Below are 23127 nucleotides of genomic sequence, written 5' to 3'. Positions count from 1 at the left end.
CTTCGCCTCCCGCCGGGCCGGCAGTCAGACTTCCGTCGGTCGGCGGATGCCCGGCGCAGCTTCCAGCACCATGGGCCGCAGGCCGGGCGTGCCGGCCTCGATCAGCGCCAGGAGCTGACGGCGCATACGCGGCTCCCAGAAATCGTTTATATGGGCCGCCGTGCCCGCGACGCCCTCGGCATGAGGCTTCGATTCAAAGAAAGTGGCGATCTGGTTCGCCATGTGGATCAGCTTCTCAGGCGACATGCGCGGCCTCGTCGGAATGGATGCGATGGGGATGGGAGAAGACCTCGCAGCGCCCGCCGCGTGCCAGGGCCACAAGCGTGATCCCGGCCGCTTCGGCCATCCTCACCGCATGGGCGGTCGGCGCCGAGACGGCGATCAGCAGGGAAGACCCGAGGCGGGCGCATTTCTGCACCAGATCGATCGACACGCGGGAGGTGAGCACGACCGCGCCAGCCGCCGTCGCGGTGCCGCGGCGCACCAGCGCCCCTGCCAGCTTGTCGAGCGCGTTGTGCCGCCCGACGTCCTCGCGCGCCGCGACCATTCCCAGTCCGGGCATCCAGAAGCCCGCCGCATGGACGGCGCGGGTCGCGTCATGCAACGGCTGGTGCTGGGTCAGGGCGGAGACCGCCTCGGCCGCCTGCGCAACCGTCAGCCGAAGCGCATTGTCCGGCACCGGCGGCGGATCACGCAGCGCCTCGTCGAGCGAGTCGATGCCGCAGAGTCCGCAGCCGACGGGACCCGCCATCCGACGCCGGCGCGCGGCAAGCCGCGCCTCGGCCGCGGGGCGCAGCCAGATCTGAAGGTCGATGCCGCGCGCAACTTCCACCGGCGTGATGCTGTCGATCTCCTCCACCTGGGCGAACCCTTCGGTCAGCGCAAAGCCTGCCGCGAAATCCTCGAGATCCGCCGGAGTGGCCATCATCACGGCCTGCGTGCTGCCGTTGAAGGTGAGCGCGATCGCCACCTCCTCGGGCAGGCAGCGGGAGCCCCCCTCCACGTGCCCCGGCGACATGGCCAGCCGGGGCAGCAGGCGGCTGGTCTCCATCATTCCGCCGCGGGCAGGATGCGCCGGGCAAGTTGCGTCTGCGCCATGTAATCCTCCTGCCAATCCGACGGACCGTTCGACAACGAGACCTGCACCGCCGTCACCTTGTATTCCGGGCAGTTGGTCGCCCAGTCCGAGAAGTCGGTCGTGATGACGTTGGCCTGCGTCTGCGGGTGGTGGAAGGTGGTGTAGACCACGCCCGGCGACACCCGGTCGGTGAGCTTCGCCCTCAGCGTCGTCTCGCCGGCGCGGGAGGCGAGCCTCACCCAGTCGCGGTTCTTCACGCCGCGCACCTCGGCATCGTGGGGATGGATCTCCAGCACGTCCTCTTCGTGCCAGACGACGTTCGCGGTGCGGCGGGTCTGCGCGCCCACGTTATACTGGCTGAGGATCCGGCCGGTGGTCAGCAGCAGCGGGAAACGCGGGCCGGTCTTCTCGTCAGTCGCCACGTATTCCGTGCGGATGAACTTGCCGCGCCCGCGCATGAAGCTGTCGGTGTGCATGAGCGGCGTGCCGAACGGGTGCTCCTCGTTGCAGGGCCACTGGACCGAGCCGACCTCCTCGAGCAGGTCATAGCTCACGCCAGCGAACGAAGGCGTCGTCGCCGCGATCTCGTCCATGATCTGGCTCGGGTGGGTATAGGTCCAGCCGGCGCCCATCGCATTCGCGAGCATCTGCGTCACCTCCCAGTCGCCGTAGCCGTTCTTCGGCGCCATCACCTTGCGCACGCGGTTGATGCGGCGCTCGGCGTTGGTGAAGGTGCCGTCCTTCTCGAGGAAGGACGAACCCGGAAGGAAGACATGGGCGTAGTTCGCCGTCTCGTTCAGGAACAGGTCGTGCACGATCACGCAGTCCATCGCAGCAAGGCCCGCCGCCACGTGCTTCGTGTCGGGGTCGGATTGCAGGATGTCCTCGCCCTGGCAATAGAGTCCCTTGAACGTGCCCTCCACCGCCGCGTCGAGCATGTTGGGAATGCGCAGGCCCGGCTCGGTGTCGATCTCCACGCCCCAGAGCCGCTCGAACACCTCGCGTGCGGAATCGTTTTTCACGTGCCGGTAGCCGGGGAGCTCGTGCGGGAAGGATCCCATGTCGCAGGAGCCCTGCACGTTGTTCTGCCCACGCAGCGGGTTGACCCCCACGCCAGGGCGGCCGATGTTGCCGGTCAGCATGGCCAGGTTGGCAATGCCGATCACCGTCGTCGAGCCTTGGCTGTGCTCGGTGACGCCAAGACCATAGTAGATCGCGCCATTTCCGCCGGTTGCGTAGAGCCGGGCGGCCGCCCGCAGGTCCGCCGCCGGCACCCCGGTCAGGCTCTCGACCGCCTCGGGCGCATGCTTCGGATCCGAGACGAACTCGGCATAATCCTGGAACTCGTCCCAGTCGCAACGCTCGCGGATGAATTTTTCATCCATCAGGCCTTCCGTCACGATCACGTGGGCAATTGCCGTCACGACGGCAACGTTGGTGCCCGGCCGCAAGGCGAGATGGTGCGCCGCCTCGACATGCGGGCTCCTCACCAGGTCGATGCGGCGCGGGTCGATGATAATCAGTTTCGCGCCCTTGCGCAGGCGCTTCTTCAGGCGGCTGGCAAAGACCGGATGCCCGTCCGTCGGGTTCGCGCCGATGATCACCACCACATCGGCGTCATCGACCGAATCGAAATCCTGCGTGCCGGCCGAGGTGCCGAAGGTCTGGCCGAGGCCATAGCCGGTCGGCGAGTGGCAGACGCGGGCGCAGGTATCGGTGTTGTTGTTGCGGAAGACGGCGCGCGTCAGCTTCTGGACGAGGTAGGTCTCCTCGTTGGTGCAGCGCGACGAGGTGATGACGCCGATCGAGTGGCGGCCGTGCTGCTCCTGGATCGCACGCAGGCGGCGGGCGGCGAAGCCGAGCGCCTCGTCCCAGGTCACCTCCTGCCACGGGTCATGGATCGACTCGCGCACCATCGGCTTCAGGATGCGGTCCTTGTGCGCTGCATAGCCGTAGGCAAAGCGGCCCTTCACGCAGGAATGGCCGCGGTTGGCCTTGCCGGCCTTCCACGGCACCATCCGCACCAGTTCGTCGCCGCGCATCTCGGCCTTGAACGAGCAGCCGACGCCGCAATAGGCGCAGGTGGTGATGATCGAGCGTTCGGGCGTGCCGATCTCGATCATCGACTTCTCCTGCAGGGTAGCGGTCGGGCAAGCCTGCACGCAGGCGCCGCAACTCACGCAGTCCGAGGTGAGGAACGTGTCCCCCGTCATGCCGGCCGAGACGCGGCTGTCGAAGCCCCGGCCTTCGATGGTCAGGGCGAAGGTGCCCTGCACCTCCTCGCAGGCCCGCACGCAGCGCGAGCAGACGATGCACTTGGCCGGATCGAAGGTGAAGTAGGGATTCGACTCGTCCTTGGGGATCCATTCGGGGTTCGGATCGCCGCCGGTGCGGCGCGCTTCGAAATGGTTCTGCACGGCCTCATAGCGCACGTCGCGCAAGCCCACGGCGCCTGCCATGTCCTGCAACTCGCAATCGCCGTTGGCGGCGCAGGTCAGGCAGTCGAGCGGGTGGTCGGAGATGTAAAGCTCCATGACCCCGCGGCGCAGCTGCTTCAGATTCGGCGTCTGGGTGCGGACCTTCATGCCGGGCGTGACCGGCGTCGTGCAGGAGGCAGGCGTACCCGCGCGCCCCTCGATCTCGACGAGGCAGAGCCGGCACGAGCCGAAGGCGTCCATGTTGTCGGTCGCGCAGAGTTTGGGGACCATGATGCCGATCTCGGCCGCCGCACGCATCACCGAGGTTCCGGCCGGAACACTGACTTCGAAACCGTCCACCTCCAGCGTGACCAAGGTCGTGGATTTCGACTCGGGCGTGCCGTAGTCGCGGTCGTCGGGGATGATGAAGTCTTTCATTCGGCTGCCTCCTTCAACGGGGCGAAGTCGTCCGGGAAGTGGGTGAGGGCGCTCATTACCGGGTAGGGGGTGAAACCGCCCAGAGCGCAAAGCGATCCCGATTTCATCGTGGCGCACAGATCCGTGAGAAGCGGGATCGCGGCCGGATCGCCCTTCGCGATCCGGTCCACCGTCTCCATCCCGCGCACCGCGCCGATCCGGCAGGGGGTGCACTTGCCGCAGCTTTCGATGGCGCAGAACTCCATCGCAAAGCGGGCCTGTTTCAGCATGTCCACCGTGTCGTCGAAGACCACGATTCCGGCATGGCCCACGAGGCCCTCGGCGCCGGCGAATTCCTCGTAGCAGAAGGCGGTGTCGAACAGCGCGCGGGGAAAATACGCGCCGAGCGGGCCGCCGACCTGCACCGCCTTGACCGGCCGGCCCGAGGCGGTGCCACCGGCGATGTCATCGACGATCTGCCCGAGGCTCATGCCGAAGGCCACTTCGAACAACCCGCCGCGCCGCACGTTCCCGGCGATCTGCAAGGGGATCGTGCCGCGCGACCGGCCGAGGCCGAAGTCGCGGTAGTAGGCGGCGCCCTTCTCGAAGATCACGGGGATCGAGGCAAGCGAGATCACGTTGTTGACCACGGTGGGCTTGCCGAGGAACCCCTCCAGCGCGGGCAGCGGCGGCTTCGCCCGCACCACCCCGCGCTTGCCTTCGAGCGAGTTTAGCAGCGAGGTTTCCTCGCCGCAGACATAGGCGCCGGCGCCGACGCGGATCTCCATGTCGAAGGCGTGGCCGGAGCCCATGACGGAAGGGCCAAGCAGCCCGTGCTCGCGGGCGATCTTCACCGCCTCGATCATCACTTCGGTCGCGTCCGGATATTCGGACCGCATGTAGACGTAGCCGCGGGTTGCGCCGGTGGCGATGCCGGCGATGATCATGCCCTCGATCAGGGTGAAGGGATCGCCCTCCATGATCATCCGGTCGGCGAAGGTGCCGCTGTCGCCCTCGTCGGCGTTGCAGACGATGTATTTCTGATCCGCGGGCGCCTCGGCCACGGTCTTCCACTTGATGCCGGTGGGGAAACCGGCGCCGCCCCGGCCGCGGAGGCCTGAGTCGATTACCTCCTGCAGGATTGCCTCGCGGCTCATTCCGATCGCGCGGTGCAGGCCCCGGAAGCCATGGTGCGCCTCGTAATCCGCAAGGCAGAGCGGATCGGTGATCCCGCAGCGCGCGAAGGTCAGGCGGGTCTGCATCATCAGCCAGGGCAGTTCCTCGGTCGGGCCGAGCGCCAGTGGATGATCCGCCCATTCGGCGTCGAACAGCGCCGGCACGTCGGCAGGCGTGACCCGGCCAAAGGCCATGCGGCCCTCGGGCGTCGCGATCTCGACCAGCGGCTCCAGCCAGACCATGCCGCGCGTGCCGTTGCGCACCAGCGTCAGGTCAAGACCGCGGCGCGTGGCCTCGGCGCGGATCGCCTCGGCGACCTCATCGGCGCCCAGTGCCTTGGCGGCGGCATCTCGGGGAACGAAGATCCTCATGGCCGCACCTCCTCCAGCAGGCGGTCGAATCGCGCTTCGTCCACGCGTCCCACCACGCGACCATCGACCAGAGCGGCCGGCCCGCAGGCGCAGAGGCCGAGGCAGAACACCGGCTCCAGCGTTACGCCGCCATCCGCGGTGGTCTGGTGCCAGCCGATGCCCAGCCGCGCCTGCGCATGGCCTGCCACGCGATCGGCGCCCATCGACTGACACGCCTCCGCCCGGCACAGCTTGATGACATGGCGGCCATGCGGCTGGCTGCGGAAATCGTGGTAAAAGCTCATCACGCCATGCACTTCCGCCCGCGAGAGGTTCAGCCGCTCGGCGATCTGGGGCAGGGCCTCGAGGGGCACATGGCCGAAGGCGTCCTGCACGGCATGCAGGATCGGCAGGAGCGGTCCCTCCATGGCTTCATGCGCGTCGAGGATCTCTCCCACGCGCGCGTGTACCTCCGCCTCGTCCAGACGCATGCGGCCCTCCTCCTCCCCCGGAACAGGCGACAAAAATACGCAGCCTGATAGGTATATCAATATCAACTATCCGTGGGATGATCGAGAAAGCCTATCGAGCCGGAGCCTCGGTCAGGCGCCGCGCCGCATCGAGCAGCGCTGTCAGGATCGGCGTGTGCGGTTCACGATGGGCCGCGATCAGCCCGACCAGATGCTCCACCTCGGGCTCGCCGATCGGGATGGCCATCAGGCTGCCGTTCGCGGTGAAGAGGTCGGCCAGCTTCTTCGGCAGCACGCTGGCCCAGCGGCCCGTCATCACATGCGAGATCAGCGTGAGGGTCGAGTTCGACTCGACCGACGGCGTGATCGCGGCATCCGGCCCGGTCAGATGCTGGTTCACGATGCGCCGGTTCTGCATGTCGGCGGTCAGCAGGCAGAGCGGCAGGTCCGCGACCTCGGCCCAGGTGACGGCTGCCCGCCCCGCCAGCGCGAAACCGGGGGCGCAGACCAGCCGGTAGCCCTCGGCGTAAAGCGGCACCTGCGTCACGCGGCCCAGCGGCTCGTTATCGAGGTAGGTGATGCCCGCGTCGAACTCCAGCCCCTCGATTCCGGCAAGGATCTCGGCCGAGGTGCGCGACAGCACCCGCACATGCACCCCCGGGTGCCGTTCGAGGAAGGGCGCCGTCAGCTCGGCCACCATCGGCACGGCGGTCGGGATCACCCCGATCCGCAGGTTGCCCGAGAGGCCCGAGCGCACCGCGCGCATCTCGTCCCGCAGCGCGCGCACGTCGCCCACGATGCGCCGCGCCCAGTCCAGCGCGCGGGCCCCCTCGGGCGTCAGGCCCTGAAAGCGCGAGCCGCGGAAGACGAGCTGCACGCCCAGCTGATCCTCGAGCTGCCGGATCGCCGAGGACAGCGTGGGCTGCGTCACCCGGCAGGCTTCGGCCGCGCGGCCGAAGTGACGCTCGCGCGCGAGCGCAATGAACATTTCCAGCTTGTCGATCATTCGGCTCTCCAGGGAGTGGACGGCAAGAATTGCCGTGGACGTCCGGCTTCGTCTTGTTCCCCGACAAGCTCCGGCCTACATCGGGCGCATGAAACAGTATATCCCGTTCATCAGGAAGGACCCGGTCGTGCCGGTGATCCGGCTTCAGGGTGTGATCGCGACCGGGCCGCGTGCCGGCCTGTCGGACAGCGGACTGGCCAGCGTGATCGAAAAGGCCTTCTCGCGCGGGAAGCCGGCGGCCGTGGCGCTGGCGATCAACTCTCCGGGCGGCTCCCCGGTTCAGTCCAGCCTGATCGCGGCGCGCATCCGGCGGCTTGCCGACGAGAAGGGCATCAAGGTGCACGCCTTCGTCGAGGATGTCGCGGCCTCGGGCGGCTACTGGCTGGCCTGCGCGGGCGACGAGATCTGGGTCGATGACAGTTCGATCCTCGGGTCGATCGGCGTGATCTTCGCCAGCTTCGGCTTTCACGAATTCATGGCGCGCAACGGGATCGAGCGTCGGGTGCACACAGCGGGCCGGTCGAAGTCGCTGGCCGATCCGTTCCTGCCCGAGAAGGCCGAGGATGTGGAGCGGCTGAAGTCGCTGCAGGAGCCGATCCACCGCGCCTTCATCGACCATGTGAAGCGCCGCCGCGGCGCGCGGCTGGACGACTCGGCCGACCTGTTCAACGCCGACATCTGGGTGGGCGCCGAGGCGGTGAAGCTGGGCCTTGCCGACGGCGTCGGGCATCTCGTGCCGAAGCTGAAGGAGCTTTACGGCGAGAAGGTGCGCCTCGTGCCCTACGGCGTGCGGCGGCCGCTGCTGCAACGGCTGGGCGCGGGCCTCCTGCGCGATGCCCTGTCCGAGATCGAGGATCGCAGCCTCTGGGCGCGCTACGGGCTCTAGATGCTGCTCAAGATCACGCTCCTCTTCCTGCTCGGCATGGCGGCGATCGCGCTGATCGGCCGGTTCCGCTGGCCGCTGGGCGGGCGCAGGCCGCAGGCCAAGGTGCCGCCGCCGACGATCTGCGGCCATTGCGGCCGGTTCATCGTCGGCAAGGGCGGATGCGACTGCCGGAAGGGACGGGGCTGATGCGGGCACTGGTGACCGGCGCGGCGCGGCGTCTGGGCCGCGAGATGGCGCTGTATCTGGCCGGTCGCGGCTTCGACGTGGCGGTGCACTACGCCGGCTCTGCCGCCGATGCCGAGGATGTCGTGGCCCGGATCCGGTCGCTGGGCAGGGCCTCGGCCGCGCTGCGGGCCGATCTGCTGGTCGAGGCCGAGACGGCGACGCTGGTCCCCCGCGCCGCCGAGGCGCTGGGCGGGCCGCTCGACCTGCTGGTGAACAACGCCTCGATCTTCGAGCACGATACCATCGCCGGCGCCACGCGCGAGTCGTGGGACCGGCATATGGAATCGAACCTGCGGGCGCCCTTCTTGCTGACGCAGTGCTTCGCCGGGCAGGTTCCCCCGCCGGACCGGGACGCCCGGGGTGAGCCGCTGGCCCGCGGACTGATCGTCAACATGATCGATCAGCGTGTCCTGCACCCGACGGCGGACTTCGCAACCTACACGATAGCCAAGGTCGGGCTCTGGACGCTGACCCGAGTCGCGGCGCAGGAACTGGCCCCGCGGGTCCGCGTGAACGGCATTGGCCCGGGCCCCACGTTGCAGGGTGCGCACCAGACGCCCGAGACCTTCGCGGCCGAGCGTGCCTCGACCGTCCTCGGCCGTGGCGCGAACGTCTCCGATATTACCGCGGCGCTTGGTTTTCTCATCGATGCCCCTGCCGTGACGGGGCAGATGATCTGCGTCGACGGGGGGCAGCATCTGGGTCCCGGACCGCTCCGCACGCTCAGGGACTGACCGCTCCCGCCCGAGTTGTCCACTTTTGGAAAGTTGCGGACAGGGGCACCCGGAAAGCTGTGCCGTTTCATGCCTTTGGGATGTGGCGATAAAAATTATCATGCTTATTCAGTCCGTTACAGCATTGCCTAAAAAACACGCAAACAGGCGAAACCGCCTTACAACAAGGAAAATTCCGCACTGCCAGAACGTTTTGCGCAGAGTTATCCACAGAAACGGTGGACAGGTTTCCTCTTGTGGCCCTGCCGCTATCGTTGCAGCGAAGGACCGGGAATCGAGGACGTCGGAAAGGATCGGGAACGGTCGTGCAGGGTGACGAAACGGAAGGCAAGGCGGCGCCCACTGGGCATGCGGTCATTCAGGGCTACCTGAAGACGCTCGACGGCTCGCCGGGCGTCTACCGGATGCTCGATGCGCAGAGCCAGGTGCTCTATGTCGGCAAGGCCCGCAACCTCCGCGCGAGGGTGTCGAACTATGCCCGGCCCTCGGGGCACTCGGGGCGGATCGCGCGGATGATCCGCGAAACTTCCTCGATGATGTTTCTGACCACGCGGACCGAGACCGAGGCGCTGCTGCTTGAACAGAACCTGATCAAGCAATTGAAGCCGCGCTACAACGTGCTGCTGCGCGACGACAAGAGCTTCCCGAACATTCTCATCGCCAAGGACCATCCCTTTCCGATGCTGAAGAAGCACCGTGGCAAGCGCAGCGAGAAGGGCAGCTACTTCGGTCCCTTCGCCAGCGCGGGCGCGGTGAACCGCACGCTGAACCAGTTGCAGCGGGTGTTCCTGCTGCGCACCTGCTCGGATTCCATGTTCGAGAGCCGCACGCGGCCCTGCCTGCTCTACCAGATCAAGCGCTGCTCCGCCCCCTGCGTGGGCCGGATCGAACCCGAAGATTATGCCGCGCTGATCGGCGACGCCGAGCGCTTCCTGCAGGGGCGCACGACCAAGGTGCAGGCGAGCCTTGCCGAGCAGATGGCGGCAGCCTCCGAGGCGATGGAGTTCGAGCGGGCGGCCGCGCTCCGCGACCGGATCAAGGCGCTGACGCAGGTGCAGTCCTCGCAGGGCATCAACCCGAAGGGCGTGGCCGAGGCCGACGTGATCGCCGTCCATCTGGAAGGCGGGCAGGCCTGCGTGCAGGTCTTCTTCATCCGCGCAAACCAGTCCTGGGGCAACCGCGACTTCTATCCCCGCACCGGCGCGGGGGCGGAGGAGCCCGAGATCCTCGAGGCCTTCCTTGCCCAGTTCTACGACGACAAGGAACCGCCCCGGCTGATCCTGCTGTCGCATCCGGTCGACAACCCTGACCTCGTGGCACAGCTGCTGTCCGAGCGGGCCGGCCGCAAGGTCACGCTGGGCGTGCCGCAGCGGGGCGAGAAGGCCGAACTGGTCGAGAACGCGCTGAGGAATGCCCGCGAAAGCCTCGCGCGGCGCATGGCGGAAAGCGCCACGCAGAACCGGCTGCTGACCGGACTGGCCGAGGCCTTCGACCTCGACGCCCCGCCGAAGCGGATCGAGGTCTATGACAACTCGCACATCCAGGGCACCAACGCCGTGGGCGGGATGATCGTCGCCGGGCCCGAGGGGTTCCTGAAAAGCCAGTATCGCAAGTTCAACATCCGCGGCGCGGCGGGCGCGCAGGGCGACGACTTCGGCATGATGAAGGAGGTGCTCACCCGCCGGTTCGAGCGCCTGCTGAAGGAGGACCCCGAGCGGAAGTCCGACGCGTGGCCCGACCTTCTGCTCATCGACGGCGGCGCCGGACAGGTCTCGGCCGTGCAGGAGATCATGCAGGGGCTGGGTGTGGACGACATCCCCTTCGTGGGCGTGGCCAAGGGCATCGACCGCGACGCCGGCAAGGAGGAGTTCCACCGCCCCGGCGAGCCACCCTTCGCGCTGCGCATGAACGATCCCGTGCTCTACTTCGTGCAGCGGCTGCGCGACGAGGCCCACCGCTGGGCGATCGGGGCGCACCGGGCGAAGCGCGCCAAGGCGGTGAGCGCGACGCCGCTCGACGAGATCCCGGGTGTGGGCGCCACGCGGAAGCGGGCGCTTCTGGCCCATTTCGGCTCGGCCAAGGCAGTGGCGCGGGCGGGCGTGCCCGATCTCTGCGCCGTCGATGGCATCTCCGAGACGCTTGCCCAGACCATTCACGATTATTTTCACGGGACCTGAGGCGGGGCGCCGCTGCTTCTGCCTCTTCCCCCCGCCGCGGGGAATGGGCTAGACCATCGGCATGAACTGGTCGCTTCCGAATATCCTCACCGTGCTGCGTCTGCTCGCCGCCCCCGGCGTTGCGGTGATGTTCCTGTATTTCCACAGGCCATGGGCCGACTGGTTCGCGCTGTCGCTGTTCATCCTGGCGGCGGTCACGGATTTCTTCGACGGCTACCTCGCCCGGCTCTGGAAGCAGGAATCGAAGTTCGGCGCCATGCTCGACCCGATTGCCGACAAGGCGATGGTCGTGATCGCGCTGGTGATCATCACCGGCTATTCCGGCATGAACCCCTGGCTGATCCTGCCGGTGACGGTCATCCTGTTCCGCGAGGTCTTCGTCTCGGGCCTGCGCGAGTTCCTCGGCTCCAAGGCGTCGCTGCTGAAGGTCACGAAGCTTGCCAAGTGGAAGACCACGGCGCAGATGATCGCCATCGCGATCCTCTTCCTTGGCACCGGCCTCGAACACCTCGAGGGCATCGCCCGGCAGGGCATGACGTGGGAGCAATACGCCCAGGCGGTCAGCCAGGGCGACGCCGACCCGATCCGCAGCTGCGGCATGCGCGGCTGCTCGTCCTATGCGACATGGGTCGGGCTTGCGCTGATCTGGGTGGCCGCGGCCCTTACCTTCATCACCGGATGGGACTATTTCAGGAAGGCGCTGCCTTACCTGAAGGACGAGAAATGATCGACGTGCTCTACTTCGCCTGGGTCCGCGAGCGGATCGGGCTGCCGCGCGAGCGGCTGGAGACGGCTGCCCATACCGTGCAGGATCTGGTCGAGGAACTGCGCGGGCGCGAGGAACGCTACGCGCTAGCTTTCGCGGACCTCTCGTCCCTGCGCGTCGCGCTCGATCAGGAGCTTTCAGAGTTCGACGCCCCGCTGGCCGGCGTGCGCGAGGTCGCCTTCTTCCCGCCGATGACCGGAGGCTGAGATGCGCATCGTGGTTCAGGCCGAGGCCTTCGACTTCGGCGCCGAGGCCTCTGACTTCGCGTCCGGCGTGTCGGGGGCAGGCGCGGTCGTGACCTTCACCGGCCTCGTGCGCGACCTCTCCGGCGGGCTCTCGGCCATGGAGATCGAGCACTATCCCGGCATGACCGAGCGGGCGATTTCCGCCATTGCGGCCGAGGCGGCCGAGCGCTGGCAGCTTCTCGACGCCCTCGTGATCCACCGCCACGGCCGGCTCGGCCCCGGCGAGCCGATCATGATGGTGGCCACCGCCGCCGCGCACCGGGCCGAGGCCTTCGCGGCCGCCGAGTTCCTGATGGATTACCTGAAGTCGCGCGCGCCCTTCTGGAAGAAGGAAATTACCGAGGCGGGCGCGGACTGGGTGGCGGCGAAGGACGAGGACGAGGCCGCCCTCCGCCGCTGGTAGGGCTCAGGCCACCAGTTCGCGGGGCACGATGAAGTCCACCGGCTCGGCCATGCCATAGCCCACGTCGCTCCAGTCGATCTGGCCGAAGTCCGCCACCAGCGTTGCGCCGGTCGGATATTTCTGAAACTCGGTGTTCAGCGGCCGGTGCTTCACCAGCCGATGGGCGAACTCCGCGATGCCCGGGTTGTGGCCGATCATGCAGACCGTCTCGGCCGTGGCATGCCGCAGCACCGCCAGCATCACGTCCGAGCCGGCATGGTAGAGCGTGGGCTTCAGCATCGGCTCGGGCGCGTCGGGCAGGGCCGGCGCGATGCCTTCCCAGGTGGCACGGGTGCGCAGCGCATCCGAGCAGAGGACTTCGCCGGGCACATAGCCCCGCGAGGCGAGCCACTGGCCAAGATCGCGCGCGGCGCCGAGGCCGCGGGCGTTGAGCGGTCGGTCATGGTCGGGGAGCAGCGGATCGTCCCAGGCCGATTTCGCATGGCGAATCAGGATCAGACGCTTGTTCATCGGTGGAACTGCCTCATGTGGTAGGCGGATTGAGCTTCCATCCTTGCATGGCCCTGCGAGCGGGGGCAAGCGCGGCGAACCGCGCAGCCGCGTGACAGGCAGTCGGCGCCCGCTGCGGTGTCAAGGAAGGCATGGCAGGCGGGAACGTCATAGCCGTTCGCCGTCAATGCCCTGGGCGGGCAGGCGGTCAGGCAGGGCTGCGCCTCGCAACCCTCGCAGGGCGAGCGGGAGGCCTGGACGGGCAGCACCTCGCGCAGCGCCAGCGCGCCGCGACACGAGAAGTAGAGGCCTGCCTCGTCATGCACCAGCAGCCGGACCGGCGAGGCGAAGCTGCGGCCGGTGCGCAGCGCCCAACCGTAGAACGGCCAGTAGGGCGGGCCGCCGAAGGGAAAGACCGGCTCCGCCTCGAACTGACGGGCAAGGCTTTCGATCACCCGGCGCGACCAGCGGTCCATCGGATCGGGCGCGCGATCCTGCCATTCGGGGCTCTCCACGAACCGCGGCCAGAAGCCCGGTTCGCGCGGGCCGAGCAGGACAAGCGTTCTCGTCCCTTCAGGCAGCCCGTCCTCGGCCGTGACAGGACAGGCCCCGAGCACCGCCAGCGCATGGCCGGCGGCGCCTGCCGCGATCTGGTCGAGCATCAGGGCCGACCGCGCGGCTTCACCCGCGGCTCTGTCGAGCGGATCAGCGTGCCGGCGCCTTCGTCGGTGAACAGCTCGATCAGTCCGGCGTTCGGGATACGCCCGTCGAGGATCACCACGGCGCGCACCCCGGCCTCGAGCGCGGCCAGCGCCGTCTCGGTCTTGGGGATCATCCCGCCCGAGATCGTGCCGCGCTCGGTCATCTCGCGCACCTGTTCGGGCGTGATCTGGGTCAGCACGGTGCCGCTCTCGTCCTTCACGCCCGCGACGTCGGTCAGCAGCAGCAGCCGGTCGGCCTGAAGCGCGCCGGCGATCGCGCCTGCAGCGGTGTCGCCGTTCACGTTGAAGGTCTCGTTCTCCTCCATCCCCGTCGCCACCGGCGCCACGACGGGAATGATCCCGGCGTTGTAGAGGTCGCGCAGCACCTGCACGTTCATCTCGACGGGCTTGCCCACGAAGCCGAGGTCCGGATCGTCGGCCACGCAGACCATCAGGTCGTCGTCCTTGCCCGAGATGCCGACCGCGCGGCCGCCCTGATCGTTGATCGCCTGCACGATGCGCTTGTTGACCAGACCCGACAGCACCATCTCGACCACCTCGACGGTGGCCTTGTCCGTCACGCGCTTGCCGCGCACGAACTCCGACTTGATCCCCAGCTTTCCGAGCAGCTCGTTGATCATCGGCCCGCCGCCGTGCACCACCACCGGGTTGACCCCCACCTGCCGCATCAGCACGATGTCGCGGGCGAATTCGGCCATCGCGGCCTGATCGCCCATGGCATTGCCGCCGAACTTCACCACCACCACCGCTCCGGCGTAGCGCTGAAGATAGGGCAGGGCCTCGGACAGGGTGCGGGCGGTGGCGATCGGGTCACGCGTCATGGGGCTTCTCTTCATCGGGCGGTTGGGGATCGGCCCTCTGGTATCGCCTTTGGCTGACCCTGCCAAGGCGGCGCGCCTTGCAATTCCGCCAGCCGGGCATAGCTTCGCCGGAGGCGCAGGGGGCGGACAATGGGCGAACAGAAGATCATGGTGCTGACCGGGGCGAGCCGCGGCATCGGGCATGCGACGGTGAAGCGGTTCTCGAACGAGGGCTGGCGCGTGCTCACCTGCTCGCGCTACCCGTTCGACGACCGCTGCCCCTGGCCGCGCGGCGAGGAGGATCACATCCAGGTGGACCTCGCCAGTCCCGAGATGACCATCGCCGCCATCGAGACGATCAAGGGGCGCATCGACGGCAAGCTGCATGCGCTGGTCAACAATGCCGGGGTCTCGCCCAAGGGTCCGAGGGGAGAGCGGCTCGACACGCTGACCACCGACCTGCGCACCTGGGGGCAGGTGTTCCATGTCAACTTCTTCGCCTCGGTGGTGCTGGCGCGCGGCCTGCAGAACGAGCTGACGGCCGGTCAGGGATCGATCGTCAACGTGACCTCGATCGCGGGCAGCCGGGTGCATCCCTTCGCGGGCGCGGCCTATGCCACGTCCAAGGCCGCGCTGGCGGCCCTGACGCGCGAGATGGCGCATGACTTCGGCCCGCTCGGCGTGCGGGTGAACGCCATTGCACCGGGCGAGGTCGAGACGGCGATTCTCTCGCCCGGCACCGACAAGATCGTCGAGAAGCTGCCTCTGCGCCGGCTGGGCCAGCCGAAGGAGGTCGCGGACGCGATCTGGTTCCTGTGCTCTGACCAGTCGAGCTACATCTCGGGCGCCGAGATCGAGATCAACGGCGCCCAGCACGTCTGACCCTCGGCGGCCCGGTCCGGCCGGCAGTCGGCAACGATGCGTCCCGAGCGACGCCCCTCTGCGCCCGGACCGGCGGGAACCCCCGCCGGCGGATCCCTCAGGCCAGCGTGGCGATGATCGCCCGCAGCGTCTCGATGCCGTCGCCCTTCTCGGAACTGGTCATGACCAGCTCGGGGAAGGCCGCGGGATGCTTGCTGAGGGCGCCCCGCACCTGGTCCAGCACCGCCTCGCGTTCGGCCCGGCTGACCTTGTCGGCCTTGGTCAGCACGACCTGGAAGGTCACGGCCGACCGGTCGAGCAGGGTCAGGATCTCGTTGTCCACCGCCTTGATGCCGTGCCGCGTGTCGATCAGCACGAAGGCGCGGCGCAGGGTCTGGCGTCCGGCGAGATAGCTCTTCAGCAGGCGCTGCCAGCGTTCGACAAGGGGCTTGGGCGCCTCGGCATAGCCGTAACCCGGCAGGTCGACCATGTAACGGCTGTCGCCGAGGGCGAAGTAGTTGATCTCCTGCGTCCGGCCCGGGGTGTTCGAGGCCCGCGCCAGCGACTTGCGCCCGGTCAGCGCGTTGATGAGGCTCGACTTGCCGACGTTCGACCGCCCGGCAAAGCAGACCTCGATCCGGTCGGCGGGCGGCAGGGCCTCCATCGTGGTCACGCCCTTCACGAAGTCCACCGGCCCGGCAAAGAGCAGACGGCCGGCCTCGCGGGCAAGGTCTTCCGGCTCGGGCGACAGCGGGAAGGGAAGGGAGGTCATGTCCGCACCTCTTCGCCGATCGCGATCTGGCCGCCTTCGACCACGGTTGCGTAAACCCCGAAATCGCGGTGGCCATAATGCCGTTCCAGCGCGCCGAGCGTGTCGGCGTCGATCCGGCCGGTGTCCGGATCGGCCGAGGTGGCGCGGCAGCGGGTGATACGCTCCTCGATGCGGAGAAGGGCGCTGCCGACGCGAATCTCCTGGCCGATCAGCCCGAATTCGGCCCAGGGCGCCCAGCCCTCGACCCAGAGGTTGCCGCGCCAGCGGTGGATCGACATCGGCTGTCCCATGCGTTCGGAAAGGTCGCTCAGGCTCGAAAGCGAGAGGATCGCGACGGAGGGAAAGGCGCTGTCGGTCATGCCGCGCCCGGCGGTGACCACCCGGCAGGGCCGGGCACGGTCGGCGGGGACGAGCGGGCGGACCCAGTCCACCAGTCGCTCGGCCTCCTCGGCCACATCGGGACGGACGGTGATCGGCGACAGGTCGGGGTGGGCGAGGCTCACGGCGCGAGAGGATTCGTCGAATGTCGCCGTGATGGCCATCAGCGCCGGCGCCTTGGCGCCGCGGCTGAAGTTGTGACAGGGCGACCAGCCGGGTTCCAGCTTCGCGCTCTCGTGCGCGATGGCCCAGTGGCGGTCCCAGGGCAGGCAGGCGCCCGGCGAAAGCAGAACGGACGCGAGTTCCTCGCGTCCGTGGGCCTTGATCGGGTGCCGGCAGATGTGGCCGAGCCGCGCCGTCATGGTTTCTGCTTCTTCGCCGGCGGCCGGCTGTCGTTCGCGGCCTTTCCGGCAGGCGCAGCGGCCGGCTTGCGGCTGAAGCTCGACTTGATGTTGCCGAAGATGTCCGGGTGGTGGCCGTGGCTGCGCATGATCACGTATTGCTGGCTGAAGGTGATCAGGTTGTTCACGATCCAGTAGAGCACGAGGCCCGAGGCGAAGCTGCCCAGCATGAACATGAAGACCCAGGGCAGCCAGGCGAAGATCATCGCCTGCGACTTGTCGGTCGGCGCCGGGTTCAGCTTCTGCTGCAGCCACATCGAGACGCCGAGCAGGATCGGCAGGACCCCGATGAAGATGGTGGCCATCATCGTTCCCGGCATCGGCGCGGCCCAGGGGGCCAGCCCGAAGAAGTTGAAGATCGACGACGGATCGGGCGCCGAGAGGTCCTTGAGCCAGCCGTAGAACGGCGCGTGGCGCAGCTCGATCGTGACGAAGATCACCTTGTAGAGCGAGAAGAAGATCGGGATCTGGATCAGGATCGGCAGGCAGCCCGCGGCGGGGTTGACCTTCTTTTCCTTGTAGAGCCGCATCATCTCGCGCTGCATCAGCATCTTGTCCTCGCCGGCGCGCTCGCGCAGCGCCTCGAGTTCCGGCTGCAGCTCCTTCATGCGCGCCATCGAGACATAGGACTTGTAGGCGAGCGGCAGGACCAGCGCCTTGAGCACCACGGTCAGCGCGATGATCGCGAGGCCCATGTTGCCGAGGAGCGCGTGCAGCCAGTGCAGGACCGCAAAGATCGGCTTGGTCAGGAAGAAGAACCAGCCCCAGTCGATCGAGTCGATGAAGCCGGGGATCGGCTCGGCCGCCTCGCCGCCCTCGATGAAGCCCTCGTTCTGGTAGGCGCGGATGGCCTCCCACTCCTTTGCCCCGGCGAAGAGGCGCGAGGTGACCTCGGTGCTGGCGCCCGGCTCGACCGACACGAGGGGCTGGCGCGTCTCGGTCTGGTAGATGTCGGCGCCCGGAACGAATTTCATCACGCTGGTGAAGGGCTGGCCCTGCTGCGGGATGAGCGTGGTCATCCAGTACTTGTCGGTGAAGCCGATCCAGCCATCCTGCGTGGCCTCGGTGACCTCGGCCAGCGCGCCCTCGCGCGCGACTTCCGGAAGTTCCTCGAGATCGCCATACTTCGTCTCGGCAAGGGTCCCGTCGGTCCGTCCGACCACGCCCTCGTGCAGCACGAAGAAGTTCTGCAGGTTCAGGGGCTTGCCGTGCCGGGCCACGATGCCGTAGGGCGCAAGCCGCACGGCCTCGCCGGTGCGGTTCTCGACCTTCTCGGTCACGGTGAACATGTAGTGGTCATCCACCGCGACGCGGCGGGTGAAGACGAGCCCCTGGCCATTGTCCCATTCGAGGGTCACCGGCTGGCCCACGCCGAGCGTGGAGCCGCCCACCTGCGTCCACTGGGTGTTCGCGCCCGGCACGTCCTCGTAGTCGAGGCTGCCCGCCGGGGTCCAGCCATAGAGCGCGTAATAGGCATTGGGCTTGCCCACCGGCGACAGCAGGCGGACGATGTCGGACTTCGGGTCGAGCGTCTCGTGATAGGCCTTCAGCGACAGGTCGTCGATCCGGCCGCCGAGCATGGAGATCGAGCCCTGCAGGCGCGGCGTGTCGATGCCGACGCGCGGCGTCGCGGGCAGTTCGGCATCCGGGGGCACCGCGGTGATGGGCGCGTCCGGAGTGGCCGAGGGGGCCGCCGGGACCTCCTGCGTCGCGACGGGCTGGGTGGCGTCCGTCACCGTCTCAGGCGGCGGGAACAGGAAGAACCAGACCATGATCACGAGGAAGCTGAGTCCGGTTGCCAGGATGAGGTTCTTGTTCTGGTCGTCCATGAAAGACACGCGGTTCCTGTTCAGGGGTGCGGCCGTTCAACAGAAGGGGGCTGCAAAGGTCAAGCGGTTTTCCCGGCCGCCCCCGGGCGTGGGGCGCTTTGCCCGGACCCCTGCGCGGGCAGGCGCCGCCGGGTCAGATCCCGCGCGATCCGCGCCGGGCGGCGCTGACGCGGCGGGTGCCCTGCGACTGGAGCCATGTGACCGCCTCGGCGAAGGGCATCGGCCGCGCGATGCCGAAGCCCTGCAGGTGGCCGCAGCCGAGTTGCGCCAGCATGACCCGTTCTCCCGGCGTTTCCACGCCTTCGGCCAGCGTCTCGAGGCCCAGCCGCTCTGCCATGGAGATGATCGCCGCCAGCATGGTCTGCTGGTCCCTGTCCTCGTCCGCGCGCGTCACGAAGCTGCGGTCGATCTTCAGCCGGCGCAGCGCGAAGCGGCGGATCGTGGTGATCGATGCGTGGCCGGTGCCGAAATCGTCAAGGTCGATGCCGCAGCCGAGCGCCCCAAGCCCCGCGATGTTGTGAACGACCACGTCGCTTGCCCCTTCCGCCACGACGGTCTCGAGGATCTCGATCGAGAGCCGTGACGGCGCCAGTTCGAATCGGTCGAGCTCCCACTTCAGGCGTTCGACGAGGCGCGGATTGCGCAATTCGGCCACGGAGAAGTTCACCCCCACGCTCGGCACGGAGAATCCCTCGCGATCCCATTGCCGGAGGGCCGTCAGGGCCTGGTAGAGCATGACCTCTCCCAGCCGTTCGGACAGGCCGGCTTCCTCGATGGCCGAAAGGAACTCGGACGGCGGGATCAGCCCGCGATCGGGATGCTGCCAGCGCGCCAAGGCCTCGAATCCGCTGACGCTGCCGGTCCGGCTGCAGATCTGCGGCTGGAACCAGGGCACGATCTGGCCGCCGTCCAGCGCAACCTCCAGCAATTCGCGCAGGGCATCCCGGTCGGCACGCTTGCGCGCCATTTCGGGTGCATAGGCCCGGACGGCGCCGGGACCGTTCCGCTGCGCCTCGTCGGCCGCCACCTGCGCCGCATCGAGCATGGCGCGCCCCCGTGGCGCGGGCGAGCGGGCCGCGAGACAGAAGCCGATCGAGCAGGTGACATAGAGCCGGACCCCGTCGAGGCTGATCGGGGCCGCCGCCGCGGCCTGCAGGCGCGCGGCCAGCTGGATCATCGATTCGAGATCGAGCCGGCGCACCGGATGCAGGGCCACCGCGAAGCCGCCGCCTTCCAGACGCGCCACGACATCGCCCTCGCGCAGCGCCGCACAGAGTCGTTCGCCGCTCCGGGCCAGCACCTCGGTCTGCGCCGCGCGGCCATGCCGGTCGAGCAGCTTTTCCATCTCGTCGAACTGCAGCACGAGGCAGCCGGTCGTCCGGCCCGCGCCCCCGTCGGCAAGGACGGCATCTAGGGCGGCAATCACCTGCGGCCGCAGCGCCAGTTCGTCGAGCCTGTCGCGCAGCCCGGCGGTCTCGCCCTCCTCGAAGGTGCCGGCAACGGCATAGATCAGGGGCAGGCCGAGCGCGACCAGGACAAGATGCATCTCGCCGCCGAGCCAGTAGGCCAGGAGGCTGATGGCAGGCAGGAAGGCGAGCGCCTCCGGCCGGCGCAGCCGCCTGCCGACACGGGCGATCCCCGTCCAAGATGCACTCCGGTCCTGCATCGCGATTCCCTTCCGCCGCCGGGGGCACAACCCCCAGTGGCGGACCTTAGGCAGCGATTCTCAGCGGAGGGTTAATCGTCGACGCGAAGTTGCGGCGGATTTTCCCGGATTTGTCCGGTCTGCAGGCCGGCAAAGTCGAAAAGCTGCGGGTCGAGCAGATGCGAGGGCCGCGTGTTCATCAGCGCGCGGAACATCACCTGGCGCCGCCCGGGGCTGCGCGCCTCCCATCCGTCAAGGATCTGCTTCACCTGCTGGCGCTGCAGCCCTTCCTGCGAGCCGCAGAGATCGCAAGGAATGATCGGATAATTCATCCCTTGGGCGAACTTCTCGCAATCGGCCTCGGCCACGAAGGCCAGGGGCCGGTAGACGTAGAGGTCGCCGTCCTCGTTCACGAGCTTCGGCGGCATGGTCGCAAGTCGCCCGCCGTGGAAGAGGTTCATGAAGAAGGTCTCGAGGATGTCGTCGCGATGGTGGCCGAGCACGATGGCCGAACAGCCTTCCTCGCGCGCAATCCGGTAGAGGTTGCCACGACGGAGCCGCGAGCAGAGCGAGCAATAGGTGCGCCCCTGCGGGATCTTGTCGACAACGATCGAGTAGGTGTCCTGGTACTCGATGCGGTGGGGGATTCCCATCCGGGCGAGAAACTCCGGCAGGACCGTGGCCGGAAAGCCAGGCTGGCCCTGGTCGAGGTTGCATGCCAGCAGGTCCACCGGCAACAGGCCGCGCCACTTCAGCTCGATGAGGGCGGCCAGGAGAGTGAAACTGTCTTTCCCGCCGGACAAGCAAACGAGCCAGCGTGCATCCCGCCCATCCACCATGCCGTAGTGGTCAAGGGCTTCGCGAACGTGCCGTACGATCCGCTTGCGCAGCTTACGGAATTCCGTGGTCTGTGGAGCGCCTTGGAGAATGGGATGGATGTCATCAAGCTCATCGATCATAAGCGGCGCCTCATGGGAAAGCACGGGTTCTGGAAAGGGACATTTGCCATAGCTGCCACCGAACTGACAGTGGTCGCGTGGACTGCCTTGGTCTGCTGTCCATCTGATGTGAGAGAAGCTCGGCGGGATTTTAACGTCTTACCGCCACGGAACCGGATGCGACAGGTTCAGGACGGACCGAGCCGTCTCTCTGGCCCGTGCCCAACCGGGCGCGGGCGAGCAGCAGCCAGTCGCCGAAGCCCACGTCGCGCCGGTCGGCGGCGGGCGGCCGGCGACCTCGAGGGCCTTCTGATCCCCAAGAAAGATCAACTGCTCCTGCGCGCGCTTGAGCGCAGTATGGATCTAAGGAGCGGTCGAGGATCCGGCTCTGGAAATCCGGAACGATCACCCTTTGCCATTGCGAGCCTTGCGCCTTGTGGACGGATCCGCGTAGGCGAGCTGCAGGAATGCGCCATCTGACGGCGCGAGCTCGTGAGTGTCCCCGTCGAGTACGGCCGTGATGCTGTCGGGTCCGATATGCAGGACGCGGCCCATCGAGCCGTTTGTCAACCCTCGCTCGGCATCATTCCTTGTCCAGATCACCGGTCGCCCTCGGCCACATGGGCCATGCCGGGCCACGCCGCATGGCGATGCTGTGGAAATAACCGTTGAGCGCCTCGATCTCGCGGCTCGTCGGCGCAATGATCTGGATGCCGTCGCGGTCTGCCCTGGCCGGAGCCAGGGCGCGCCCCATCGCGTGGACCTCTGCGGGAAGCCTTTCCGAGCTGCAGCGGGTGAAGCTCACTCCGGCCCCAGCCCCGGCGAAGACGGGCAGACTCGCGATCCTTCCGTGACGAACGGCCTCGGCAACCGCAGGGATGCCGGTGCCCTCGTCCTGGCGATGGACGCGATCGAGGATCACGCGCGCGATATCCCCGTCGTCCACGCGCTCATGAAACACAACACCCGGACTTACAGGCGGCAGCTGCCCCGGGTCGCCGCACAGGAGGAGCGAGGCGTCCCCGAGACGCCGCAGGATCCGCCAGAATTCCACGAGACCCGGCATTGATGCCTCGTCCGCGATAAGCGCCGTGGTCACCTCGAGCGGGCCGTCGGCCTTCTCCTGCTCGATCAGGAACCTGGCAACCGTGATCGCCCGCCTGCCCGTCGTCTCCGCAGCGCGCTACGCGGCACAGCCGGACAGCGTCACGATGAGGGGCGCACGCCCCACTGCCTCCAGCGTGTCGCAGACGCCCCGCAGGACGGTCGTCTTGCCCGACTCGGCATAGCCTGCCAGCACCATCAACCGGTGCCGGTGGGCCATCCGCACTGCTTCGCGCTGCATTTCCGTCAGCGGGAACGGCTGGTCGTCCCCATTAGCCTCGAGCAGCGCATCCAACTGGGCCGGGGGCGTGACCCTCATGACCGGCGAGGCATTCGCCAGACGCGCCAGCCTGAGGGCGCACTCGCCCTCCATATGGGCCGTCCCGGGCGGATGGAGCGCATCAGCGAGCCGCACCGCGCCGCCCGAGGCAACTGCAGCTTCTTCCACTCCCGACGCCACAGGGCGCGCAAGGAGGCTCTGCGCAGAGCGGAGAGCTTCGCTGGCGGGTAGGCGGGTCGATCCACTCCCCAGGCATGCCTCCCCCAGAAGGACGGCCTCCACGGCTGCCACATCGCGGCGCGGATCGTTGGCATCTACCCGGGTTGCAAGGGCGATGGCGTCGACGGCCTTCCAGTCCGCAATCGCCAGCAGCAGGTAGGGGTTCCCACGTACGGCCTCGACCCCCTTCGGCCCCCAGGCCCGCGCAAGCCGGATCGCCTTGGCAACGAGGATTTCGGCCCTGATCTCGTTGAGCCAGCCAAGGAACGCCGTCTTGCCTCCATCGCGGCCGCGGCCGCGATGGAGGCCTCGTCGCCGACGTTTCGATGACGCGTTCGT

The 23127-nt window shown here is 68.0% G+C and carries 24 protein-coding genes and 1 pseudogene; 8 read left to right on the top strand and 17 right to left on the bottom strand.

What is annotated here, in order from left to right; translation table 11 throughout:
- Positions 1 to 24: 24 nt before the first annotated feature.
- The 6 genes from CK951_RS14280 to CK951_RS14255 form a co-directional block, all read right to left on the bottom strand.
- On the bottom strand, positions 25 to 246 hold the full coding sequence (locus CK951_RS14280; protein ID WP_096786784.1) for a formate dehydrogenase subunit delta: 222 nt from the start codon (positions 244 to 246) through the stop codon (positions 25 to 27).
- Entirely contained in the window at positions 236 to 1054 is an 819-nt protein-coding gene (fdhD, locus tag CK951_RS14275) for a formate dehydrogenase accessory sulfurtransferase FdhD (RefSeq protein ID WP_096786783.1), read from the bottom strand. Before fdhD ends, CK951_RS14280 begins: the two co-directional genes overlap by 11 nt.
- The gene (fdhF, locus tag CK951_RS14270) at positions 1051 to 3933 is read right to left on the bottom strand and encodes a formate dehydrogenase subunit alpha (protein WP_096786782.1); all 2883 of its coding nucleotides are present in this window, start codon (positions 3931 to 3933) and stop codon (positions 1051 to 1053) included. Before fdhF ends, fdhD begins: the two co-directional genes overlap by 4 nt.
- Positions 3930 to 5459, bottom strand: a complete 1530-nt coding sequence (locus CK951_RS14265; protein WP_096786781.1) for an NADH-quinone oxidoreductase subunit NuoF — start codon at positions 5457 to 5459, stop codon at positions 3930 to 3932. The genes fdhF and CK951_RS14265 overlap by 4 nt, the downstream gene beginning before the upstream one ends.
- The gene (locus CK951_RS14260) at positions 5456 to 5929 is read right to left on the bottom strand and encodes a formate dehydrogenase subunit gamma (RefSeq protein WP_096786780.1); all 474 of its coding nucleotides are present in this window, start codon (positions 5927 to 5929) and stop codon (positions 5456 to 5458) included. The genes CK951_RS14265 and CK951_RS14260 overlap by 4 nt, the downstream gene beginning before the upstream one ends.
- Positions 5930 to 6020: 91 nt before the next feature.
- Positions 6021 to 6914 carry a LysR family transcriptional regulator gene (locus CK951_RS14255; RefSeq protein WP_096786779.1) on the bottom strand — a complete coding sequence of 298 codons (894 nt, stop codon included), beginning with the start codon at positions 6912 to 6914 and terminating at the stop codon, positions 6021 to 6023.
- Positions 6915 to 7002: 88 nt separating this feature from the next.
- Between CK951_RS14255 and CK951_RS14250 the strand changes: the two genes are divergently transcribed.
- The 7 genes from CK951_RS14250 to CK951_RS14220 all read left to right on the top strand — a co-directional run bounded on the left by CK951_RS14250 (position 7003) and on the right by CK951_RS14220 (position 12350).
- Complete coding sequence (locus CK951_RS14250; RefSeq protein WP_096786778.1) at positions 7003 to 7800, top strand: S49 family peptidase; 798 nt, start codon at positions 7003 to 7005, stop codon at positions 7798 to 7800.
- A complete protein-coding gene (locus tag CK951_RS14245) occupies positions 7801 to 7986 on the top strand; it encodes a hypothetical protein (RefSeq protein ID WP_096786777.1) in 186 nt (61 codons plus the stop codon).
- Positions 7986 to 8759 carry an SDR family oxidoreductase gene (locus CK951_RS14240; protein WP_096786776.1) on the top strand — a complete coding sequence of 258 codons (774 nt, stop codon included), beginning with the start codon at positions 7986 to 7988 and terminating at the stop codon, positions 8757 to 8759. The genes CK951_RS14245 and CK951_RS14240 overlap by 1 nt, the downstream gene beginning before the upstream one ends.
- 305 nt (positions 8760 to 9064) lie before the next feature.
- Entirely contained in the window at positions 9065 to 10936 is a 1872-nt protein-coding gene (uvrC, locus tag CK951_RS14235) for an excinuclease ABC subunit UvrC (RefSeq protein WP_096786775.1), read from the top strand.
- A gap of 61 nt (positions 10937 to 10997) precedes the next feature.
- On the top strand, positions 10998 to 11663 hold the full coding sequence (pgsA, locus tag CK951_RS14230) for a CDP-diacylglycerol--glycerol-3-phosphate 3-phosphatidyltransferase (RefSeq protein ID WP_096786774.1): 666 nt from the start codon (positions 10998 to 11000) through the stop codon (positions 11661 to 11663).
- The gene (gene moaD, locus CK951_RS14225; protein WP_096786773.1) at positions 11660 to 11908 is read left to right on the top strand and encodes a molybdopterin converting factor subunit 1; all 249 of its coding nucleotides are present in this window, start codon (positions 11660 to 11662) and stop codon (positions 11906 to 11908) included. The genes pgsA and moaD overlap by 4 nt, the downstream gene beginning before the upstream one ends.
- 1 nt (position 11909) lies before the next feature.
- Entirely contained in the window at positions 11910 to 12350 is a 441-nt protein-coding gene (locus CK951_RS14220) for a molybdenum cofactor biosynthesis protein MoaE (RefSeq protein ID WP_096786772.1), read from the top strand.
- Positions 12351 to 12353: 3 nt separating this feature from the next.
- Here the strand turns inward: CK951_RS14220 and CK951_RS14215 are convergent, their stop codons facing one another.
- From CK951_RS14215 to argB, 3 genes are read right to left on the bottom strand one after another with little or no spacing between them, the layout of a single operon-like run.
- A complete protein-coding gene (locus tag CK951_RS14215) occupies positions 12354 to 12860 on the bottom strand; it encodes a histidine phosphatase family protein (RefSeq protein ID WP_096786771.1) in 507 nt (168 codons plus the stop codon).
- The gene (locus CK951_RS14210) at positions 12857 to 13501 is read right to left on the bottom strand and encodes a ferredoxin (protein WP_096786770.1); all 645 of its coding nucleotides are present in this window, start codon (positions 13499 to 13501) and stop codon (positions 12857 to 12859) included. Before CK951_RS14210 ends, CK951_RS14215 begins: the two co-directional genes overlap by 4 nt.
- Complete coding sequence (gene argB / locus CK951_RS14205; RefSeq protein WP_096786769.1) at positions 13501 to 14382, bottom strand: acetylglutamate kinase; 882 nt, start codon at positions 14380 to 14382, stop codon at positions 13501 to 13503. Before argB ends, CK951_RS14210 begins: the two co-directional genes overlap by 1 nt.
- A gap of 129 nt (positions 14383 to 14511) precedes the next feature.
- On the opposite strand from argB, the gene CK951_RS14200 reads away from it, so the two are divergent.
- Positions 14512 to 15243 (top strand): SDR family oxidoreductase, encoded by a 732-nt coding sequence (locus tag CK951_RS14200; protein WP_096786768.1) that lies wholly within the window; start codon positions 14512 to 14514, stop codon positions 15241 to 15243.
- Positions 15244 to 15340: 97 nt separating this feature from the next.
- Here CK951_RS14200 and yihA read toward each other — a convergent pair whose 3' ends face one another.
- The 8 genes and pseudogenes from yihA to CK951_RS22110 form a co-directional block, all read right to left on the bottom strand.
- A complete protein-coding gene (gene yihA, locus CK951_RS14195) occupies positions 15341 to 15994 on the bottom strand; it encodes a ribosome biogenesis GTP-binding protein YihA/YsxC (RefSeq protein WP_096786767.1) in 654 nt (217 codons plus the stop codon).
- A complete protein-coding gene (locus CK951_RS14190) occupies positions 15991 to 16734 on the bottom strand; it encodes an MOSC domain-containing protein (protein ID WP_096786766.1) in 744 nt (247 codons plus the stop codon). The genes yihA and CK951_RS14190 overlap by 4 nt, the downstream gene beginning before the upstream one ends.
- A complete protein-coding gene (gene yidC, locus CK951_RS14185) occupies positions 16731 to 18602 on the bottom strand; it encodes a membrane protein insertase YidC (RefSeq protein ID WP_096786765.1) in 1872 nt (623 codons plus the stop codon). The genes CK951_RS14190 and yidC overlap by 4 nt, the downstream gene beginning before the upstream one ends.
- A 133-nt stretch (positions 18603 to 18735) precedes the next feature.
- Positions 18736 to 20268 carry a bifunctional diguanylate cyclase/phosphodiesterase gene (locus CK951_RS14180; protein ID WP_096786764.1) on the bottom strand — a complete coding sequence of 511 codons (1533 nt, stop codon included), beginning with the start codon at positions 20266 to 20268 and terminating at the stop codon, positions 18736 to 18738.
- Between the two features lie 71 nt (positions 20269 to 20339).
- Complete coding sequence (ttcA, locus tag CK951_RS14175) at positions 20340 to 21206, bottom strand: tRNA 2-thiocytidine(32) synthetase TtcA (protein ID WP_096786763.1); 867 nt, start codon at positions 21204 to 21206, stop codon at positions 20340 to 20342.
- A gap of 562 nt (positions 21207 to 21768) precedes the next feature.
- Positions 21769 to 22317 (bottom strand): AAA family ATPase, encoded by a 549-nt coding sequence (locus CK951_RS14170; protein WP_232520732.1) that lies wholly within the window; start codon positions 22315 to 22317, stop codon positions 21769 to 21771.
- A gap of 51 nt (positions 22318 to 22368) precedes the next feature.
- Complete coding sequence (locus CK951_RS21695) at positions 22369 to 22737, bottom strand: AAA family ATPase (protein ID WP_232520632.1); 369 nt, start codon at positions 22735 to 22737, stop codon at positions 22369 to 22371.
- A 150-nt stretch (positions 22738 to 22887) separates the two neighbouring features.
- Positions 22888 to 23004 (bottom strand): annotated as a pseudogene (locus CK951_RS22110) (hypothetical protein); the annotation flags it as partial.
- Positions 23005 to 23127: the final 123 nt, after the last annotated feature.

This window comes from Rhodobacter sp. CZR27, from assembly GCF_002407205.1.
Lineage (GTDB): Bacteria > Pseudomonadota > Alphaproteobacteria > Rhodobacterales > Rhodobacteraceae > Cereibacter_A.
Note: the sequence above shows the minus strand (reverse complement) of the source record. Positions and strands in the feature narration are given on the sequence as shown.

Bases quoted from the DNA above. Each gene is read 5' to 3' on its own strand.
- CK951_RS14280 (WP_096786784.1), bottom strand. From the start codon at position 246: ATGTCGCCTGAGAAGCTGATCCACATGGCGAACCAGATCGCCACTTTC.
- fdhD (WP_096786783.1), bottom strand. From the start codon at position 1,054: ATGATGGAGACCAGCCGCCTGCTGCCCCGGCTGGCCATGTCGCCGGGG.
- fdhF (WP_096786782.1), bottom strand. From the start codon at position 3,933: ATGAAAGACTTCATCATCCCCGACGACCGCGACTACGGCACGCCCGAG.
- CK951_RS14265 (WP_096786781.1), bottom strand. From the start codon at position 5,459: ATGAGGATCTTCGTTCCCCGAGATGCCGCCGCCAAGGCACTGGGCGCC.
- CK951_RS14260 (WP_096786780.1), bottom strand. From the start codon at position 5,929: ATGCGTCTGGACGAGGCGGAGGTACACGCGCGCGTGGGAGAGATCCTC.
- CK951_RS14255 (WP_096786779.1), bottom strand. From the start codon at position 6,914: ATGATCGACAAGCTGGAAATGTTCATTGCGCTCGCGCGCGAGCGTCAC.
- CK951_RS14250 (WP_096786778.1), top strand. From the start codon at position 7,003: ATGAAACAGTATATCCCGTTCATCAGGAAGGACCCGGTCGTGCCGGTG.
- CK951_RS14245 (WP_096786777.1), top strand. From the start codon at position 7,801: ATGCTGCTCAAGATCACGCTCCTCTTCCTGCTCGGCATGGCGGCGATC.
- CK951_RS14240 (WP_096786776.1), top strand. From the start codon at position 7,986: ATGCGGGCACTGGTGACCGGCGCGGCGCGGCGTCTGGGCCGCGAGATG.
- pgsA (WP_096786774.1), top strand. From the start codon at position 10,998: ATGAACTGGTCGCTTCCGAATATCCTCACCGTGCTGCGTCTGCTCGCC.
- moaD (WP_096786773.1), top strand. From the start codon at position 11,660: ATGATCGACGTGCTCTACTTCGCCTGGGTCCGCGAGCGGATCGGGCTG.
- CK951_RS14220 (WP_096786772.1), top strand. From the start codon at position 11,910: ATGCGCATCGTGGTTCAGGCCGAGGCCTTCGACTTCGGCGCCGAGGCC.
- CK951_RS14215 (WP_096786771.1), bottom strand. From the start codon at position 12,860: ATGAACAAGCGTCTGATCCTGATTCGCCATGCGAAATCGGCCTGGGAC.
- CK951_RS14210 (WP_096786770.1), bottom strand. From the start codon at position 13,501: ATGCTCGACCAGATCGCGGCAGGCGCCGCCGGCCATGCGCTGGCGGTG.
- argB (WP_096786769.1), bottom strand. From the start codon at position 14,382: ATGACGCGTGACCCGATCGCCACCGCCCGCACCCTGTCCGAGGCCCTG.
- CK951_RS14200 (WP_096786768.1), top strand. From the start codon at position 14,512: ATGGGCGAACAGAAGATCATGGTGCTGACCGGGGCGAGCCGCGGCATC.
- yihA (WP_096786767.1), bottom strand. From the start codon at position 15,994: ATGACCTCCCTTCCCTTCCCGCTGTCGCCCGAGCCGGAAGACCTTGCC.
- CK951_RS14190 (WP_096786766.1), bottom strand. From the start codon at position 16,734: ATGACGGCGCGGCTCGGCCACATCTGCCGGCACCCGATCAAGGCCCAC.
- yidC (WP_096786765.1), bottom strand. From the start codon at position 18,602: ATGGACGACCAGAACAAGAACCTCATCCTGGCAACCGGACTCAGCTTC.
- CK951_RS14180 (WP_096786764.1), bottom strand. From the start codon at position 20,268: ATGCAGGACCGGAGTGCATCTTGGACGGGGATCGCCCGTGTCGGCAGG.
- ttcA (WP_096786763.1), bottom strand. From the start codon at position 21,206: ATGATCGATGAGCTTGATGACATCCATCCCATTCTCCAAGGCGCTCCA.